This is a genomic window from Hylemonella sp. P2_B10 (genome assembly GCF_056404875.1).
On record NZ_JBFUDE010000002.1, the window covers coordinates 205258 to 222869 of the forward strand.

Genomic DNA, 17612 nt, shown 5'->3' on the forward strand with positions numbered 1-17612 from the left:
CGACATCGGGTCAATTGGCAAGCGCAATGCTTAAATGAGGAAGCGCCGCACGCCTACCACGTTGGCAGGATCAGGTCGGTGCGGCATTCGGCGCAGCGGCATCAAGGAGGAGGCCCGAAGGGCCGGGGGACAGCCGCGGAGCCGAGTGCCGTGTCGGCCTGATCCCCACAAACCAAACATCGTGCTCTGGACCGGAAGGCACTCCCGCAGCGTCAGAGAAATGACTTGCCGCGATAGAATGCTGCGAACTCTGTGAGGCTGGAAGCAGAAAAAAGCAATGGCGCGGATTTTGGTGATTGAGGACGAGGCCCCGATACGCGGCAACCTGGTGCGCTTCGTCAAGCTGGAAGGTCACGACGCGCTGGAGGCGGCCGATGGCCGCGCCGGCCTGGACACCGCACGGGCACAGTGCCCTGACCTGATCTTCTGCGACGTGATGATGCCGCAGATGAATGGCCTGGAGGTGCTGGCTGCGCTGCAACTCACGCCCCAGCTTCAACGCATTCCCTTCATCTTCCTGTCGGCCAGCGCCGAGCCCGAACGGCTTGAAGAGGCGCTGCGCCTGGGTGCCAGCGGCTACGTGACCAAGCCTTTCAACTTCGCGCAGTTGCGCGCGGTGCTGCAACAACACCTGCCAGCAGCCCCTACGCAGGAGGGCCGGGAATGAGTGGCGGCACCATCGTCATCGCCGAAGACGAAACCGACATCCGCGCCAATCTGATACGCCTGCTGGGCATGGAGGGCTTCACGGTGCATGCAGCGCCCAATGGCAGCGCTGCGCTGGCGCTGGTGCGCCAGCACCAGCCCGACCTGGTGCTGAGCGACGTGATGATGCCCGAGATGACCGGCCACGAGCTGGTGAAGGCGGTGCGCGCCGACGCCGCCATCGCCCACACCCCGGTGGTGCTGCTGACCGCCAAGGCCGACCGCAGCGACGTGCGCGAAGGCATGAACCTGGGTGCCGACGACTACCTGACCAAGCCCTTCCAGCGCGACGAGTTGCTGGCCTGCGTCCGCGCCCAGTTGGACAAGGCGGCTGCCCAGCAGACGGCGGCCCGGCGCATGATGGCGCAGGCGCACCACCTGACGCACTATGACAAGATCACCGACCTGCCCAACCGCGCCCACTTCTCGCTGCTGCTGAACGACGCGCTGGGCAAGGCCAACGGTCCGCAAACGGGCACCGGAGCGGCGCACAACCTGGTGCTGCTGGCCCTGGGCCTGGACAACCTGCCGCAGATGGCCCAGGTGCTGGGCGCCGGCCCCATGGACGCCTACGTGGCCGCGCTGGCAACCCGCCTGGTGGCGCAGTGCCAGGCGGGCGGCGCGCTGGCCGCCATCGGCCATTGCACGCTGGCGCGGCTGGGCGACGACCGGCTGGCGGTGCTGGCCACCCCCTGGCCCGAAGGCTTGCAGGCGCATGCGGTGGCCGCCGAGCTGCTGCAGCACATGGAGCAGGTGGTGCCGCTGGACGGGCACGAGCACTTCCCCTCCATCTCCGTGGGCGTGTGCACCCAGGTACAAGCCGGCGACCGGGCCGACCTGGTGCTGGCACGGCTGGATGGCGCGCTGGCTGCCGCGCGTGCCCGATCGGGCCAGCACATCGCCATCGACGACGCCTCGGCGACGCCGGAACTGTCGGTGGCGTTTCGCCTGCACAACGACCTGCACCGCGCGTTGGACCGGCAGGAGCTGGTGGCTTTTTTCCAGCCGCAGGTGCTGGCACAGGACGGCTCGGTCAAGGGCTTCGAAGCGCTGATGCGTTGGCGCCATGCCGACCTGGGTCTGGTGTCGCCGGCCAAATTCATCCCGCTGGCCGAGGACAACGGCCAGATCGTGCACATGGGCGCCTGGATACTGCGCGAGGCCTGCAACCAGGCCGTGGCATGGCAGGCTACGCAGCCTGCCGGCACGGCGCCGCTGCGGGTGGCGGTGAACCTGTCGCTGCGCCAATTTGGCGACCCACGGCTGGCCCAGCATGTGCAGGCGGCGCTGGAGGCCTCTGGCCTGCCGCCGCAGCAGCTGGAGCTGGAGATCACCGAGGGCACAGCCATGCTGGACCTGCAGCACACGCTGGAGCTGCTGCGCCGCTTCAAGGGCATGGGCCTGAAGCTGGCGATTGACGATTTCGGCACCGGTTACTCCAGCCTGGCCTACCTGAAGCGCTTTCCGCTGGACGTGCTGAAGATAGACCAATCCTTCGTGCGCCAGTTGTGCACCGACAAGGACGACCAGGCGATTGCCAACGCCGTCATCACGCTGGCGCACAGCCTGGGCCTGAGCGTGATCGCCGAAGGCGTGGAAACCCAGGAACAGCACGACATGCTGCTGGCCATGGGCTGCGAAGAGATTCAGGGTTACCTGCATGGCAAGCCCATGCCGGCCGGCGATGTATCGATCTGGCTGGACCAGCACCCGGCGCCCAAAAACCTGCAATAACCCCCCGCTTGGGCCTGCGCACATGCAACGCCTCGCACGCACATCCTGGCTCGCCGCCAGCGCCCTGTTGTTGATCTGCTCACTGGCGCCCGCAGCGGCAACCCCGACCCCCACGCCGATGGTGGACGGCGACTGCGCCGAATACCCGGCACTGCAGGCGCAGCAGGTCACCGTCGCCGATGGCGTCACGTTGTTCATCCACCAGGACGCGCATTACGTGTGGCTGTGCTACACCTATCCTGCGGGCAGCATGGGCATGCTGGACATGACGCTGAAGGCGCCGCGCCTGGCCGCACCGCTGGTGCTGCACGCCTCGGTGCAGTTGGGCGAATGGCCGCTGAACCGCCCGGACCTGGTGCCGCCCAACGCCGAAAGCAGCTTGTGGTGGAACACCTCGGGTTGGACCGCCAACACCATTGGCGTCAACGGACTGGACACCAGCGGCCCCCAGGCCCGGCTGCGGTTCAAGAACGCCAGGGCCCGTGAGGCGCAACTCAGCAAGCAGCGCTTTGGCCAAGGCGACTGGCAATTCACGCTGAAGATTTACGGCATACAGACTGGCACCGGCAAGCACACCGACCTGTTGTTCCCCGCCGACGGCTCTTTCTTCAACCTCAAGGCCTTCTAGCGCCCGTGCGCGCCATGTCCATGGCCAAAAAAAGTGCCCTCGACAGAGGGCACTCTTGGATGCTGCAGGCGAGCTGCTTACCGGGACTTGAGGTTCACCTCGAGGCTCTCCAGTTCAGTCCTGTTGCCCGCGGACGAGGTTCCGGTGAACTGGAAGCCGAACCCACCCAGGGTGCTGGCGGCGCTGCCCACAGTTGCCTTGAAGTGGATCTCGTTGGGCAACGAGTACCCGGCCTGCGTGTTAGTCTGAGGGGATGTCGTCACGACATCCGCGGACAACACATTGCCCGTCAGCTTGAACACGACCTGGGCCCCCGGCATGTAGACCGAGCTTTCGACATAGCAATCCGGCAGGATCGTCCGCGCGCCGCTGACGTACTCGATCATCGACACCCGCACAGAGTTCCCCGAAGACAGGATGGGCTTGTTGGCGTTCAACGGGTCGGTCGCCAGCCGCTGGAAACGCAGCGCATAGCCGGTCTGCGTCACCGGATCCCACTTGATATAGATCTCGAGGTACTGGTCTGTCGCGCTGCCAAAGCCCTGCCCCGCGCTCTTCTCAGGTGTGAGGTTCACCGCGACGGACATGTCGGAGAAGGAACCCTGGGGTTGGTAGAGCAGGCGTGCGCCCTGCGTGGCGGTTTGCAGGCCGACAACACCCAAGGCACCATCCCTGTCACCCACCACATAGGCCCACGGCGTCGCCGTTGACGGCACCCAGATCTGGTTGACATCGGACGGCTTGATCGCATCGGCGTACCAGACGTTGGGCTGATTGATCGCATGGCCCGTCCAGGTGACACTGGCGAAGTTGGTGGAGATCACGGATGGTTTGGTGACATCCCCCGCCGCGATGGCCCTCGCGGTCGTCACCTGGACCGAACTGGCCGCCGCCGCGCTGAACTCGTACTTCGGTGTCACCAGGGCGGTGAGGTATTGGCCGATATCGCCGGCGGAGAGCTGGTAGTTCTTGTAGGGCTTGCCAAGCGTCGTCACCGCCACTTGAACCGCCTTGTCCCCCGGGGCGCTGCCCCGGAACCAGGTGATGGTCGAGCCGTCCGTGAACTCCGGATGGTCGTAGGTGATCTGCAGGGCAGCCGTGTTCTGGGCCAGGGTGATCGAGGGCGTGCCCACGACGACGGGTGAGGCGACCGTCTGCGGATTCATGTGCAGCGTGACCTGCGCCACGAGGCCGTTTGGCGCGGTGGCCTTGACCACCGAGTCGACGATCTTGCCGGACGAATTCAGCCGGGCATTCAGGTGAAGCTTGCCGTCGGTCGAGGGGACCAGACTGAACAACGACGTGTCGTACTGGAAGCTCAGCGATGCGTAGGTGAAGGCGGCGGCGGGCACAAAGGTCGGCGTGATGACAACCTCATTCCTCGGATCGTCCGACTGCACGGTGGTCGAGTTGGCCGCCATCGTGAACTTGAACGCCGTGTCATTCCTCGACACCTGTTTCGACGGGTTCCAGCCGTCCGTGCCCTTGAGCAGGTTGTAGACGTTGTACTCGTCGCCGATCTTGAAGATCTTCAGCGACTCGCTTGTCAGCGTCTGGGCCACCGCCGGGTAAGCGGGGTCAAAGACAACCGGCGTTCCATCGGCATAGAGGTTGTTGAAGATGTACTGCTTGACGTCGGGACGTTGGATGTTTTCCCAGCGAATTTCTTCCTTGGGTCCCTTGAACGTGTTGTCGATCAAGACCCAGCCGCCGCCGCCGTTCTTCGACATCCAGAAGGTGGGGCTGTCGTTGAGGAAGTTGAAGGTGGAATGCAGGAATGCGGCGATCGTCGACGAACCGCCGCCCGACGGGTGGCTGCCGTAGAAGTCGAACGTGCAGTTGTCGAAGACGTTGGTGCCGCCGCCGGCGATCGAGTCATCCGTCAGCTGGAAATAGGAGTTCTTGTAATAGGCCCGAACCGGGCCGATGGCGATCAGGTTCAGGAAGCTGATGATGCGGACGTTCTCGAAGTACATCTTGTCCAGGGACGACACACCCGTGGCGGTGGTGATCGTCTGCGCCTGCACCCGCGCATCGGTTCTTCTCGCCAGGTTCTGCGACGGATCGCGCGGGAAGACCAGGTCCACCGTGGTGTAGTTGGCAACGGTCAGGTTGTAGGCGGAGAAGTTCGTGCCGATACCGATCACGTTCCAGTTGCCGTCGGCCCCGATGGTCTGGCCCCGGTTGCCGGCGATGCGCACGTCATCCGCGTTGGAGGTCAGCCCCCTGAAGGTCAAGCCAGCCTGGGCGAAGGAAATGCCGACCAGCCCGGGGTGCGCCGGTGTATTGGCGATGGCGGGGTCCTTGTAGTCATCGGTCCAGTAGACGCCCGGCGCGAAGTTGACGGTGGTGCCGTCGGCGATGTTGGCTGCCTTGAGTTCCTGCAACGTCTTGAAGGTGAAGGCGGTTCGCCTCGCTTCGTCGAGGTACGCGTCCAGGATCACATTGGCGGCGGACAGATCGACGAACTTGGCCTTGAGCGCGAGGTCGGTTTTGACCGTTTCGTGCGCGAAATCCCACATGTGGCCATCCCCCTTGTCGGCGATGAACCAGCCCACGAAATAGGCGTTGCCCCGGGTCGGCCGTGCGGGGGCCGTCAGTTGCGCGCCATCGTTGACCTGGACTTTGGGTGTGACCACACCCTCCACCTCGTAGGAAACCGAGTGAGTGGCGGGCGGAGCGGGTTCAGTGGCCCCACTGCCTCCGCCGCAAGCCGTGAGGACGAAAAGCACGCAGGCCATGAGCAGTGCGACGCGAGGGTTCCCCCTCGCCCAATTCTTGACGGTGTTCATTTCTCTTTCCATTCTTGAGACCGCGCGAGCAGCCTGCAGGACTTAACGATGACGCCGAGCACGCGGGCGCGGGTTCGGTGCCGGAAAAATCTGAAGATGCCCCAGTCTTGATGGCATCGACGATGCTGTGCTTCCCGGCCTGCACGATTCGGCGCTCGCGGTCGCCAATGCCTTCTCCTGTTTCAGTTGCCCGATGCAGTCGACCACCACGCGGTACGGACGGGATTCCGGGGGGTTTCGTGGCTGGCCGCTGCCCTCTTCACCCGCGTGAAGTGGCAACCTGTTTTTGGTCAGGCCCGACTTTAAAGTGGTCCGGCCAGTTTTTCAATGTGGACTAGCCACATAAGTGTGTAAAGTATTGTGGTCAGGCCTACTTTACAATTGGACCGACCAATTTTCGGGTTCGGCCGGCCTGTCCCCGCCATGCCCTTGCGGACCCGCAATGGCCAGGTGCAACAGCACGACGGGTCCAGCGCAGCGCGTGCGAACACTCTGCCGGGCGCTAAGATACCCCCACCCCGCACAAACTACTTGCCATGAAACTCGCCACCTGGAACATCAACTCCCTGGCCGTGCGCCTGCCGCAGGTGCTGCAATGGCTGCAAGACAACCCGGTGGACGTGCTGGCGCTGCAGGAACTGAAGCTGACGGACGACAAGTTCCCGGTGCAGGAGTTCACCGCCGCCGGTTACCACGCCGAGTGGTTCGGCCAGAAGACCTACAACGGCGTGGCGCTGCTGTCGCGCAACCAGTCCACCCATGTGGTGAAGAACATCCCCGTCTTCACCGACGACATGTCGCGCGTGATCAGCGCCAGCTTCACGCCCACGCCCGAGTTGGCCGGCCTGGGCAACATCCGCGTGATCGGCGCCTACTTTCCCAACGGCCAGGCACCCGGCACCGACAAGTTCGAGTACAAGATGGCCTGGCTCAAGGGCCTGCGCGACTGGGTGCGCGAGGAGCTGAAGGTGTTCCCCAACCTGGTGCTGATGGGCGACTACAACATCACCTTCGACGACCTGGATGTCTGGGACCCGGTGGGGCTGAAAGACACCATCCATTGCACCGACGAAGAGCGCTACGAATTGAATGCGCTGGTGGCGCTGGGCATGCACGACAGCTTTCGCCTGTTCGAGCAGCCGCCCAAGAGCTACTCGTGGTGGGACTACCGTGAAATGGGTTTTCGCCGCAACCGCGGACTGCGCATCGACCACATCCTGGTCAGCACCCCGCTCAAAGCCCTGGTCAAGGGCTGCGTGATCGACAAAGTGCCGCGCAAGAACGAGCGGCCCAGCGATCACGCGCCGGTGGTGGTGGAGTTGCAGGCGGTGTGAACACGCCAGACCCCACTCCCACCCTGCCCGAGGCCTGCCCCAACTGCGCTGCGCCCGTGTTCGGGCCCTACTGCGCGCAATGCGGGCAGGAGACCGTGATCAGCAAGCTGACGCTGCGCGAATTCGGCCACGAGTACATCCAGAACTTCGTCACGCTGGAGGGGCGGCTGTGGCGCACGCTGTGGCTGCTGATCTGCCGGCCCGGCAAGCTGACGGTGGAATTTCTGCAGGGCCGCAGGCGCCGTTACGTGCGTCCGCTGCCGCTGTACTTCAGCATCAGTTTTCTGTTGTTTCTGGTCATGGCGATCTTTCCAACGAACCTGGTGATCTTCGATGAAAGCGAAGCACCGGCGAAAGGTGTGCGCAGTGCCGACACACCCAGAGGTGCACCAGTCAGGGTCACCACCGGCCCAAGCAAGGGCGCCAGCGCCAGCGCCGGCGCCAACCAGTTCAATGCCGACGAATGGCCTGCATGGTTACGGCCCCTGGTCACCAGGGCGAACGCGTCGGCTGAGCGCATGCAAAAAGACCCCGATTACGGCAGCAAGCGGCTCAGCGCATCCTTTCTGCCCAAACTGCCTTACGCGCTGTTCGCGCTGGTGCCCGCGTTCGCTGTCAGCACACGTCTGGTGTACTGGCGCCGCCGGCGCGGCTATGCGGAACACTTCCTGTTTGCGCTGCACCTGCACAGCTTCGTCTTCCTGACCCTCCTGGCCGTCTACTGGATGCCCGCAGAGTCGACCCCGCCACTGGTCACCCTGGGTTGGATGGCCTACCTGGTGCTGGCGTTGCACACCATGTTCGGCGGACGGCTATGGCCGCAGCTGCTGCGCGCCATGCTGCTGCTGGTCATGCACAGCCTGGTGCTGGGTGGCGTGATGATCGTGGTCCTGCTGCTGTCGTTCTTGTCGATCTAGCCAAGTAGCAGGCTGCAGGCGGGCCCTTACTCCAACCCCAGTTCCTGGATCTTGCGCGTGATGGTGTTGCGGCCAATGCCCAGCTTCTGCGCCGCCTCGATGCGCCGGCCCTTGGTGGTGGCCAACGCAGTCAGGATCAGTTTGGACTCGAAACGGCGCGTCAGCGCATCCCACACATCGTGCCGACCCGTTGCCAGCAAGGCCAGGGCCTCGGCCTCGAGCGAGCCCTCCCAACCGGCCTCGACGCGCGCGGCAAGCTGGCTGTGACTGGGCGTCGCCTCAGCGCCCATCCCGCTGTCAGCGCGCACCGGTGTGGCGGCCAAGCCCACAGGCGCGGCACTGCCACCGGCCCAACTTGGGGCGCCTGCCACCACGGCGGCATCGCTACCCGCCAGTCCGAGAGCCTGCACATTGACCATGATTTCTGGCGGCAGATCCTTGGGCTCTATGGTTTGGGCCGGTGCCATCACCGTCAGCCAGTGGCAGATGTTTTCCAGCTGGCGCACATTGCCCGGGAAGGCAAAATTGCCCAGCCAGGCCAGCGCCGCGTCTGAAATGCGCTTGGGCTCCACACCCAACTGCATGGCGCTTTGCTGCAGAAAATGGCGCGTCAGCATGCCCACGTCTTCCTTGCGCTCGCGCAGTGCCGGCAGACGCAGGCGTATCACGTTCAGGCGGTGGAACAAGTCCTCGCGGAACACGCCCTCTTTCACGCGCTGCTCCAGGTCCTGGTGGGTGGCGGCGATCACGCGCACCTGCGCCTTGACGGCACTGTGACCGCCAACGCGGTAGAAGTGACCGTCGCTGAGCACGCGCAGCAGGCGCGTCTGCAGATCGAACGGCATGTCGCCGATCTCGTCCAGGAACAAGGTGCCGCCGTCAGCCTGCTCGAAACGGCCGCGGCGCATGGTCTGCGCGCCGGTGAAGGCACCGCGCTCGTGGCCGAACAGCTCGGACTCCAGCAGGTCCTTCGGAATGGCCGCGGTATTGATCGCCACGAAGGGCCCGTTAGCGCGTGGTGAGTGCTTGTGCAGCGCGCGCGCCACCAGCTCCTTGCCGGTGCCGGATTCGCCGGTGATCATCACCGTCACATTGCTCTGGCTCAAGCGCCCGATGGCGCGGAACACATCCTGCATGGCCGAGGCCTGGCCCAGCATCTCGGGCGCCTGCACCATACGTTCCTCGGCCACCGCCTCGCGCTGGCTTTCCTCCACCGCACGGCGTATCAGCTCCACCGCCTTGGGCAGGTCAAACGGCTTGGGCAGGTATTCGAAGGCACCGCCCTGGAAGGCCGACACGGCGCTGTCCAGATCGGAAAACGCCGTCATGATGATGACCGGCAGACCCGGGTGCAGCGCCTTCACCTTGTCCAGCAGTTCCAGGCCGGAGCCGCCAGGCATGCGGATGTCGCTGACCAGGATTTGCGGGCCGTCCTCGTCGGTGGCGCTCTCCATCGCGGCCAGCACATCGCGCGGGTTGGTGAAGCTGCGCGTGGGCAGGTTCTCGCGCAACAGGGCTTTTTCCAGCACAAAGCGTATGGATTGATCGTCGTCCACTATCCAGATGGGCTTCATGTGTTCTTGCCGCTTCGCTTCTGTTCATGCTGCCCTTCGCCGCTTATGGCGGCTGTTCAAGGCAGCGGTATCAATATGGTGAAATCCGTATGGCCTGGCACGCTGTCACACTCGATCAAACCATGGTGCTGTTGCACGAAGGTTTGCGCAAGTGTCAGCCCCAACCCCGAACCGCCCTCCCTGCCCGACACCAGCGGATAGAAAATGCGGTCCTTGATGGCGTCCGGCACACCAGGCCCGTTGTCGATCACATGCAATTCCAGTGCCAAGCGGTAGCGCTGCTTGCCAAACGTGGTCTGGCGCGCCACCCGGGTGCGGAATGTCAGCTCGGCGTCGCCGCTGGCCATCTTGTCGGTCAGCGCCTGGCAGGCGTTGTGCGCGACGTTGAGCACGGTCTGTATCAACTGCTCGCGGTCGCCGCGAAACTCGGGGATGGAGGTGTCGTAATCGCGCACCACCGTCAGCCCCTTGGGAAACTCGGCCGAGATCAGCGCGCGCACGCGCTCGCAGACCTCGTGGATGTTGACATCGCCCACCACATGCGGGCGCCGGTGTGGCGCCAGCAGCCGGTCCACCAGCGTCTGCAAGCGGTCGGCCTCATGGATGATGACCTGGGTGTACTCGATCAGCTCGCGCGACTCGATCTCCATCTCCAGCAATTGGGCGGCACCGCGTATGCCACCCAGCGGGTTCTTGATCTCGTGCGCCAGGTTGCGTATCAGCTCCTTGTTGGCCTGCGCCTGGTCGGCCAGGCGTTCCTCGCGGTCCTGGCGTGCCTGCTGTTCCAGCGGCAGCAGCTCGACGACAATCTCGTCCGGTGTCTCGGTCTGCGTGACGATCACATGCACCAGCATGGGGTCATGCGCCAGGCGCCTGAGCCAGGCGTCGTAGCGCATGGCGGCGAACTGGTTGTCACCGGCGCCCGCCAGGGCGTTCTGAAAGGCCTGCGGATCGGAAAAGGCCAGCGTGAAGTCCGAGCCTTCGATGCTGCGGCGCGACTCGCCCAAGGCATCTTCCAGCGCGGAATTGGCGAACAGCGCGATGCCCTGGCCGTTGACCACGGCCACCAGCGTGGCCAGCAGGTCAAACGACTGAAAGCGCGCGGCCGGAGAAGAAGCGGAAGAAGCGGAAGAAGAGGAAAGAGAGTCCAAGCCGGCTATTTCGCTGCTGAGCCGGTGCGCCCCAGTTCGCGCTGTATGCCGGCCATGTCACTGTCGTTGCGGGCGATGGCCGCCTTCAGCTCGGCCACTCGGTCCAGGTATTTCTGGTGGTTGCGATGCTCGTCGCCACGCTTTTCGGGGTCGCCGTTGTTGTACTCGACCGCCAACTCCTGCTGACGGGCTTGCGCTTTCCTCAGCTCGGCTTCCAGGATGGCGCGGGCATCGGCATCGCGCGCACGCTGGTCGGACGAGTCCACCCGCGCGCCGTTGTTGTTGGAGGCCAGCTTCACCGGCGTCGGGCGCACCGCCTGCACCACGGTGACGTTGCCTCCCTCCACCAACTTGCACCCTTTGGGGTTGCCTTCGGCAATGGTGTTGGTGTATTCATTGCCGCAGCGGTAGATGCGGTCACCGGCCGCCTGGGCCGGTCCCGTTCCATACACGACCGCCCCCGCGGTGGCGAGCACGGCAAACAAGGCTCTGTTCATACACATCAAACGCAGATTCAGGCGCGGAAGTTGACCTTCAAGTATGCGTGAATTCAGGCCAATGTCAAATCAGCAAGGAAAAAGGGACGGCATGGCCGTCCCTTTTCATTGACACACGCAATGACGTGTGATCAGAGCGAGTAGTACATGTCGAACTCGATCGGGTGGGTGGCCATGCGCATGCGCGTGACTTCGCCCATCTTCAGCTCGATGTAGGCATCGATCATGGTGTCGGTGAACACGCCACCCTTGGTCAGGAAACCGCGACCCTTGTCCAGATAATCCAGCGCCTGGTCCAGGCTGTGGCACACGGTCGGCACCTTGGCGTCTTCTTCCGGCGGCAGGTGGTACAGGTCCTTGGAGGCGGCTTCGCCCGGGTGGATCTTGTTTTCCACACCGTCCAGGCCGGCCATCATCAGGGCCGAGAAGGCCAGGTAGGGGTTGGCCAGCGGATCGGGGAAGCGCGCCTCAATGCGACGGCCCTTGGGGTTGGCCACATAGGGGATGCGGATGGAAGCCGAGCGGTTGCGAGCCGAGTAGGCCAGCTTCACCGGGGCTTCAAAGCCGGGCACCAGGCGCTTGTAGCTGTTGGTTCCGGGGTTGGTGATGGCGTTCAGCGCGCGCGCATGCTTGATGATGCCGCCGATGTAGAACAGCGCGAAGTCGCTCAAACCCGCATAGCCGTCGCCGGCAAACAGGTTCTTGCCGTCTTTCCAGATCGACTGGTGCACGTGCATGCCGGAGCCGTTGTCGCCGACCAGCGGCTTGGGCATGAAGGTGGCGGTCTTGCCATAGGCGTTGGCCACATTCCAGACCACGTACTTCAGGGTTTGCGTCCAGTCGGCGCGCTCCACCAGCGTGCTGAACTTGGTGCCAATCTCGTTTTGGCCGGCGCCGCCCACTTCGTGGTGGAACACTTCCACCGGGATGCCCAGCGATTCCAGGATCAGCGACATTTCGGCGCGCATGTCCTGCATGCTGTCGACCGGGGGCACGGGGAAGTAGCCGCCCTTGACGGTGGGACGGTGGCCGCGGTTGCCGCCTTCAATTTTCTTGCCGGTGTTCCACGGTGCTTCGTACTCGTCGATCTTGACGAAAGAGCCCGACATATCGGCGCCCCAGCGGATGTCGTCAAAGATGAAGAATTCGGGTTCCGGGCCGAAGTAGGCGGTGTCGCCCATGCCCGAGGCCTTCAGGTAGGCTTCGGCGCGCTTGGCGATGGAACGCGGGTCACGGTCGTAGGCCTTGCCGTCGCCGGGTTCCAGCACGTCGCAGGTCAGGATCAGCGTGGTTTCTTCAAAGAATGGGTCGATGTTGGCGGTGTTGGAATCGGGCATCAACAGCATGTCAGAGGCTTCGATGCCCTTCCAGCCGGCGATGGAGGAACCGTCAAACGCGTGGCCCGACGTGAACTTGTCTTCGTCAAAATGGGACACCGGCACGGTGACGTGCTGTTCCTTGCCACGCGTGTCGCTGAAGCGAAAGTCAACAAACTTGACTTCGTTTTCCTTCACCAGTTTCATCACGTCTGCGACGGTCTTGGCCATCAAATACTCCTGTTGGGATGGTTGTTAAATAAGCGTTTCGAGCTAGGGATTGCAGTTTCTGTGCCAGTGTTCAGGATACGGAGCACCCCCACGGCAACCCCGCATTCTGCCTTGAGTTGGCAGGGTTTTGGAGGGTGGCATCAGATTCAAATGCACCATTATGGTGCAAAACTAAGGGGCGCACCATGGCGGGGATAAATCACGGGCGCACCAATTCGGGGCCGAGTTTGACCCCGTGCTGAGCCAGGCCAGCCAACAAAGCCTGGTAGGCAGCCTCGGTATCGGCAGGCGCGCCTTTGACGCCCAGTTCAATGTGGCGCCCATATTGCGGGTGGTCCACACTGGGCAGGCTGAACACCTTGACGCCGGCAAAGCGGGCCTCCAGTTGCTCCATCAGCGGCGTCAGCGTTGCCTCCATGGCACCAAACACGATGACGGACTTCTCCACCCAGGCGCCCTGGCGGAACAGCGCTGCGTAATGGCTGTCCAGCACCCATTCCATCATCGGCCAGGCCATGACCGGGAAACCGGGCACGAAATGCACCGTGCCACCGCCCACTGCGGTGCAAGTGAAGCCGGCGATCTTGTTGAATGGGTTGGGGATGATGCTGGCACCTTGAGGGAACACACCCATGTTCAAACGGTGCTGGTTGTCCGCCCGGTCCGGCTCGTAGGCCAGGCCCTGTTCGCGCGCGACATCTTGCATGCGCTCGTAGATCAGCGCGGCGGCATCGGGGTGCAACGCCAGCGGCAGGTTCAGCGCGGCGGCGGCGCATTGGCGGGTGTGGTCGTCTGGCGTGGCCCCTATGCCACCGCAGGAGAACACCACCTGTGCCGGGTCGTCAAAGGCCCTTTTCAGCGCTGCGGTGATGCGCGCGGGCGAATCGCCCACGTAATCGGCGTAGGCCAGCTGCAGGCCACGCGCGGCAAGCAGTTCGATGGCCTTGGGCAGGTGTTTGTCGGCGCGTTTGCCGGACAGGATCTCGTCGCCAATGATGACGATGCCGAATTCAGTGGGTTGGCTCATGTGGCACGGCGGGAAGGTCGGTCGCCAGCGGCAGCGCCGGCGGATTGGACGGGCTGGGCGGGGCTGGCTGCACCATGGCCGCAGCCTTGGCTTGGCGCAGCGCCTGCAGCGCGGCCAGGCAGTAGTGGGTGAACCACAGCGACGAAAAGGCAAACACCAGCATGTAGATCCAGATCACCAGCGGCACGAAGTAGACGAAGGCGGCCACCACCATGGTGCCCGACACCCAGGCCAAGCTGGGCATGGCACCCAGGTAACCGCTGAGCACGCCTATGCCCAACAACCAACCACGGTGCTGGCGAAACAACTCGCGCCGCTCGTCGCCGCTGGCATGCGCGGCCAGCGCGTCAAAGGTCATCACGCGGTAGGTCAGCCACCCCCAGATCAGCGGCGGCAGCACCAGGATCAGCGGCGGCAACAGCCACAGCGGCGTGGAGACCAGCAGCGCGATCAACGCCAGCACGGTGGAGCCCAGCGACCACAGCACGCTCATCAGCAGCGAACCGCCCTGCTTGCGCTCCAGCGCATTGAAGCGCCGCCGCGCCACCAGTGCCACCAGCGCCGGCGTCATCAACAGCGCCACCAGCAGCATGGAGACCACCACGATCAGCGGCGTGACGGCAAAGACAACCAGCAGCGGCGCCAGCACGGTGCGAAACCCGCCCACGCCCATGCCTTGCAGCCAGCCTTCGGCACTGCTGATGATGCTGGACGACTCCAGCGCCGTGCGCACGGTGTCCACGGCCGGCACCCAGAAGAAATAGCCCAAGCCCAGCGCCAGCACAACCATCAGCGCCAGCGGCACCAGCGACAACAGGATGACCCGCGGATGCAGGCAATACATCACCGCACGCCAGAACGAATCCAGGAACAGGCTCATGGCCCAAGCATAACCTCGGCGTGTGTACATGCCGCATCCGGATACAGCCAAGCCCCTTGCTGGCTGCCGACGCCGCTGGGGCGCGTGGCTACGGGAATGTCCCCCGGGCCTACGGCCCTCCTCCTTGATTTCCCTCCGCCACGCGCCCCAGCGACATCGGGTCAATTGGCATGCGCAGTGCTTAAATGCGGGAAAATCGCACTCAAACCACGTTCGCAGGATCAAGTCGATGCGGCATTCGGCGGAGTGGCATCAAGGAGGAAGCCCGTAGGGCCGGGGGACAGCCGCGGAGCCGAGTGCCGCGTCGGCCTGATCACCCAACCAAGCTACGAGCGAATGCTTTCCAACGCGGCATCATCCAGCCACCGCCACTGCCCTGGCGCCAGATCATCCGGCAGCCACAAGCCCCCGATCTGCGAACGGTGCAAGCCCTCGACGCGGTTGCCCACGGCCGCGACCATGCGTTTGACCTGGTGGTACTTGCCTTCTGTCAGCGTCAACCGCAGATGCAGCGGGTTGACGGCTTCGCAGGCGGCGGCGCGCACCGGCTTGGGGTCGTCGTCCAGCACCACGCCGGCCAGCAGGCGCTGCACCTGGCTGTCGTCCAGCGCGTGCTTCACCGTCACCTCGTAGACCTTGGGCACATGGTGGCGCGGCGAGCTCATGCGGTGGATGAACTGGCCGTCATCGGTCAGCAACAACAGGCCGGTGGTGTCCTGGTCCAGCCGACCCACCGCCTGCACGCCCTGCACCGGGCCCTTTTGCGGGCGCTGGCGCAGCGGCGCCGGCAGCAAGGTGTAGATGCTGGGATAGGTGGACGGCTTTTGCGAGCACTCGGTGCCCGCCGGCTTGTGCAGCATCAGGTAGGCCTTGGCCTGGTAGGGCCAGTCCTGCCCCTGCACCTGGAACCACAAGCCCTCGGGCTCGAACTCGCGCGCTGACTCCGTGCACGGCTGCGCAGGCGAACCCGGGCCGGCGTCATGGACCTGCACCAGCCCCTGCTGCACCAGGCCCGCGCACACGCGCCGTGTGCCAAAGCCCTGCGAAAAAAGGATGTCTTGCAACTGCATGGCGCAAGTATCGCAAAGCAGCGGGGCAAAGCGGCCTGCTCCCGGTCTTTTTCACGTTTGCTGCCTGCCGCGTATTCGCTTAGACTGCGCTCTCCCCCCGAAACGGCTCGCTGCCCGAACCATGTCCGACGAACTGGTATTTGAAGACGAGGTCCCCACCGCGCCGGCGCGCGTGCGCCAGCCGCCTTGGCATGTGCTGATCGTGGACGACGAGCCGGCGGTGCACGAAGTCACCAAGCTGGTGATGACCGGTTTCGAGATGGACGGCCGGCCGCTGGAATTCCTGCACTGCTACAGCGGCCGCGAGGCGCGCGATGTGCTGGCCACGCGCGACGACATCGCGCTGATCCTGCTGGACGTGGTGATGGAGACCGAGCACGCAGGCCTGGACCTGGCGCGCCACATCCGCGAAGACCTGAAGAACACCAATGTGCGCATCGTGCTGCGCACCGGCCAGCCGGGCCAGGCGCCCGAGGAGCAGGTGATTCGCGATTACGACATCAACGACTACAAGGAAAAGACCGACCTCACCCGGCGCAAGATGATCACGGTGTTTTACGCCGGCTTGCGTGCCTACCGCGACCTGATGCGCATCGAGAACGCGCGCAAGGGCCTGGAGCGCTCGCTGGAGGCGGTATCCAAGGTGTACGAGTCGCGCAGCCTGGCCGCCTTCGCTTCGGCGGTGCTGGACCAGTTGAACTACCTGCTCAACGTCAATGGTGAAGGCCTGTGCACCAGCTACCTGGCGTCCCACCCCGCTTCGACACTGGACCGCAAGGTGCGCGTGCTGGCCGCCACACCGGCCTTTGCCAGGCTGCTGGAAGGTGGCGTGCAGGCGCTGCCTGAGGACGTGCGCGCCGTGCTGGAGCGCACCATGCGCGAAAAGGCCAGCCACTACGGCGAAAGCTACTACGCGGGCTACTACCTGACGCAGGCCGGTAGCGAGAGCATGATCTACATGACCTTTCCCGAGCCCATCAGCGAGGCTGCGCGGGCGCTGCTGGAAATGTTCTGCAGCAACGTGGCCATGACCTATGACAACCTGCTGATGCACGAGGAGATGGCGCAATCCCAGCAGGCCAGCGTCAACGTGCTGGGCGAGGCGGTGGAAAAGCGCATACCCCAGGGAGGCGCCCACGTCGCACGGGTCAGCGCGCTGGTGGCGCTGCTGGCGGGCAAGCTGGGCATGTCCGAGCGCGATGTCAGCATCGTGCAGCAGGCGGCGGCATTGCACGATATCGGCAAGGCCGGCGTGCCAGACCACATCCTGCAAAAGGCCGGCGCACTCAACGAGGCCGAGTGGGACCAGATGAAGGCGCACGCCCAGTTGGGGCATGACCGCCTGGCCAAGTCCGAGTTGCCTATGCATCAGCTGGCCGCGCTGATCGCCCAGCAGCACCATGAACGCTGGGACGGCAGTGGCTACCCGCTGGGTTTGGCCGAAGGGCAGATCCACGTCGCCGGGCGCATCGTGGCGGTGGCCGACGTGCTGGATTCGCTGTTGCGGCAAAGCAGCTACAAGATGCCCTGGGCGCTGGACGATGCGCTGGCGCATCTGCGCAGCGCCGCTGGTCGGCAGTTCGACCCGCAACTGGTGGACATCCTGTTCACCGAGCTGGAGGCCATCAAGGCCTTGTATGCAAATTAAAACAAACGAAGTTTGGCTCCCAGGTCATAGTCGTAACAACTGGTAAACAAGGGGTAAAGTTGCTGCACACGCAACATACCCAGTCCTATACTGGCCTCGGGTTCAGAC

Annotated in this window: 14 protein-coding genes; 6 read left to right on the forward strand and 8 right to left on the reverse strand. The window is 64.2% G+C overall.

Annotated features, from left to right (window positions below; genetic code table 11):
* Positions 1–277 precede the first annotated feature (277 nt).
* From AC1DX2_RS08785 to AC1DX2_RS08795, 3 genes are read left to right on the forward strand one after another with little or no spacing between them, the layout of a single operon-like run.
* Positions 278–667, forward strand: a complete 390-nt coding sequence (locus AC1DX2_RS08785) for a response regulator (RefSeq protein WP_477195955.1) — start codon at positions 278–280, stop codon at positions 665–667.
* The gene (locus AC1DX2_RS08790; RefSeq protein ID WP_477195956.1) at positions 664–2439 is read left to right on the forward strand and encodes a putative bifunctional diguanylate cyclase/phosphodiesterase; all 1776 of its coding nucleotides are present in this window, start codon (positions 664–666) and stop codon (positions 2437–2439) included. The genes AC1DX2_RS08785 and AC1DX2_RS08790 overlap by 4 nt, the downstream gene beginning before the upstream one ends.
* A gap of 22 nt (positions 2440–2461) precedes the next feature.
* Positions 2462–3067, forward strand: coding sequence for a hypothetical protein (locus AC1DX2_RS08795; RefSeq protein ID WP_477195957.1), 606 nt, complete (start codon positions 2462–2464; stop codon positions 3065–3067).
* Between the two features lie 77 nt (positions 3068–3144).
* Here AC1DX2_RS08795 and AC1DX2_RS08800 read toward each other — a convergent pair whose 3' ends face one another.
* Entirely contained in the window at positions 3145–5859 is a 2715-nt protein-coding gene (locus tag AC1DX2_RS08800) for an InlB B-repeat-containing protein (RefSeq protein WP_477195958.1), read from the reverse strand.
* 536 nt (positions 5860–6395) lie between these two features.
* Between AC1DX2_RS08800 and xth the strand changes: the two genes are divergently transcribed.
* Together xth and AC1DX2_RS08810 are read left to right on the forward strand one after the other, a co-directional pair.
* Positions 6396–7193 carry an exodeoxyribonuclease III gene (gene xth / locus AC1DX2_RS08805; RefSeq protein ID WP_477195959.1) on the forward strand — a complete coding sequence of 266 codons (798 nt, stop codon included), beginning with the start codon at positions 6396–6398 and terminating at the stop codon, positions 7191–7193.
* Positions 7190–8110: a DUF3667 domain-containing protein gene (locus AC1DX2_RS08810; protein ID WP_477195960.1), complete on the forward strand. Its 921-nt coding sequence runs from the start codon at positions 7190–7192 to the stop codon at positions 8108–8110. The genes xth and AC1DX2_RS08810 overlap by 4 nt, the downstream gene beginning before the upstream one ends.
* 26 nt (positions 8111–8136) lie before the next feature.
* Here AC1DX2_RS08810 and ntrC read toward each other — a convergent pair whose 3' ends face one another.
* The 7 genes from ntrC to AC1DX2_RS08845 all read right to left on the reverse strand — a co-directional run bounded on the left by ntrC (position 8137) and on the right by AC1DX2_RS08845 (position 15856).
* Positions 8137–9684, reverse strand: a complete 1548-nt coding sequence (gene ntrC, locus AC1DX2_RS08815) for a nitrogen regulation protein NR(I) (RefSeq protein WP_477195961.1) — start codon at positions 9682–9684, stop codon at positions 8137–8139.
* A gap of 56 nt (positions 9685–9740) precedes the next feature.
* Positions 9741–10835: a nitrogen regulation protein NR(II) gene (glnL, locus tag AC1DX2_RS08820; RefSeq protein WP_477195962.1), complete on the reverse strand. Its 1095-nt coding sequence runs from the start codon at positions 10833–10835 to the stop codon at positions 9741–9743.
* A 5-nt stretch (positions 10836–10840) separates the two neighbouring features.
* Complete coding sequence (locus AC1DX2_RS08825) at positions 10841–11332, reverse strand: hypothetical protein (protein WP_477195963.1); 492 nt, start codon at positions 11330–11332, stop codon at positions 10841–10843.
* Positions 11333–11463: 131 nt separating this feature from the next.
* Complete coding sequence (glnA, locus tag AC1DX2_RS08830; RefSeq protein ID WP_477195964.1) at positions 11464–12879, reverse strand: type I glutamate--ammonia ligase; 1416 nt, start codon at positions 12877–12879, stop codon at positions 11464–11466.
* A gap of 199 nt (positions 12880–13078) precedes the next feature.
* The gene (locus AC1DX2_RS08835) at positions 13079–13906 is read right to left on the reverse strand and encodes a competence/damage-inducible protein A (RefSeq protein ID WP_477195965.1); all 828 of its coding nucleotides are present in this window, start codon (positions 13904–13906) and stop codon (positions 13079–13081) included.
* Positions 13890–14786 (reverse strand): EI24 domain-containing protein, encoded by an 897-nt coding sequence (locus tag AC1DX2_RS08840; protein ID WP_477195966.1) that lies wholly within the window; start codon positions 14784–14786, stop codon positions 13890–13892. Before AC1DX2_RS08840 ends, AC1DX2_RS08835 begins: the two co-directional genes overlap by 17 nt.
* Positions 14787–15112: 326 nt before the next feature.
* On the reverse strand, positions 15113–15856 hold the full coding sequence (locus AC1DX2_RS08845; RefSeq protein WP_477195967.1) for a 16S rRNA pseudouridine(516) synthase: 744 nt from the start codon (positions 15854–15856) through the stop codon (positions 15113–15115).
* A gap of 121 nt (positions 15857–15977) precedes the next feature.
* On the opposite strand from AC1DX2_RS08845, the gene AC1DX2_RS08850 reads away from it, so the two are divergent.
* Complete coding sequence (locus tag AC1DX2_RS08850; RefSeq protein WP_477195968.1) at positions 15978–17504, forward strand: DUF3369 domain-containing protein; 1527 nt, start codon at positions 15978–15980, stop codon at positions 17502–17504.
* The last annotated feature ends 108 nt before the right edge of the window (positions 17505–17612 follow it).

What these genes read in the sequence shown, in the direction of transcription:
- AC1DX2_RS08785 (WP_477195955.1), top strand. Translation starts at nt 278, where the DNA reads ATGGCGCGGATTTTGGTGATTGAGGACGAGGCCCCGATACGCGGCAAC.
- AC1DX2_RS08790 (WP_477195956.1), top strand. Translation starts at nt 664, where the DNA reads ATGAGTGGCGGCACCATCGTCATCGCCGAAGACGAAACCGACATCCGC.
- AC1DX2_RS08795 (WP_477195957.1), top strand. Translation starts at nt 2,462, where the DNA reads ATGCAACGCCTCGCACGCACATCCTGGCTCGCCGCCAGCGCCCTGTTG.
- AC1DX2_RS08800 (WP_477195958.1), bottom strand. Translation starts at nt 5,859, where the DNA reads ATGAACACCGTCAAGAATTGGGCGAGGGGGAACCCTCGCGTCGCACTG.
- xth (WP_477195959.1), top strand. Translation starts at nt 6,396, where the DNA reads ATGAAACTCGCCACCTGGAACATCAACTCCCTGGCCGTGCGCCTGCCG.
- ntrC (WP_477195961.1), bottom strand. Translation starts at nt 9,684, where the DNA reads ATGAAGCCCATCTGGATAGTGGACGACGATCAATCCATACGCTTTGTG.
- AC1DX2_RS08825 (WP_477195963.1), bottom strand. Translation starts at nt 11,332, where the DNA reads ATGAACAGAGCCTTGTTTGCCGTGCTCGCCACCGCGGGGGCGGTCGTG.
- glnA (WP_477195964.1), bottom strand. Translation starts at nt 12,879, where the DNA reads ATGGCCAAGACCGTCGCAGACGTGATGAAACTGGTGAAGGAAAACGAA.
- AC1DX2_RS08835 (WP_477195965.1), bottom strand. Translation starts at nt 13,906, where the DNA reads ATGAGCCAACCCACTGAATTCGGCATCGTCATCATTGGCGACGAGATC.
- AC1DX2_RS08840 (WP_477195966.1), bottom strand. Translation starts at nt 14,786, where the DNA reads ATGAGCCTGTTCCTGGATTCGTTCTGGCGTGCGGTGATGTATTGCCTG.
- AC1DX2_RS08845 (WP_477195967.1), bottom strand. Translation starts at nt 15,856, where the DNA reads ATGCAGTTGCAAGACATCCTTTTTTCGCAGGGCTTTGGCACACGGCGC.
- AC1DX2_RS08850 (WP_477195968.1), top strand. Translation starts at nt 15,978, where the DNA reads ATGTCCGACGAACTGGTATTTGAAGACGAGGTCCCCACCGCGCCGGCG.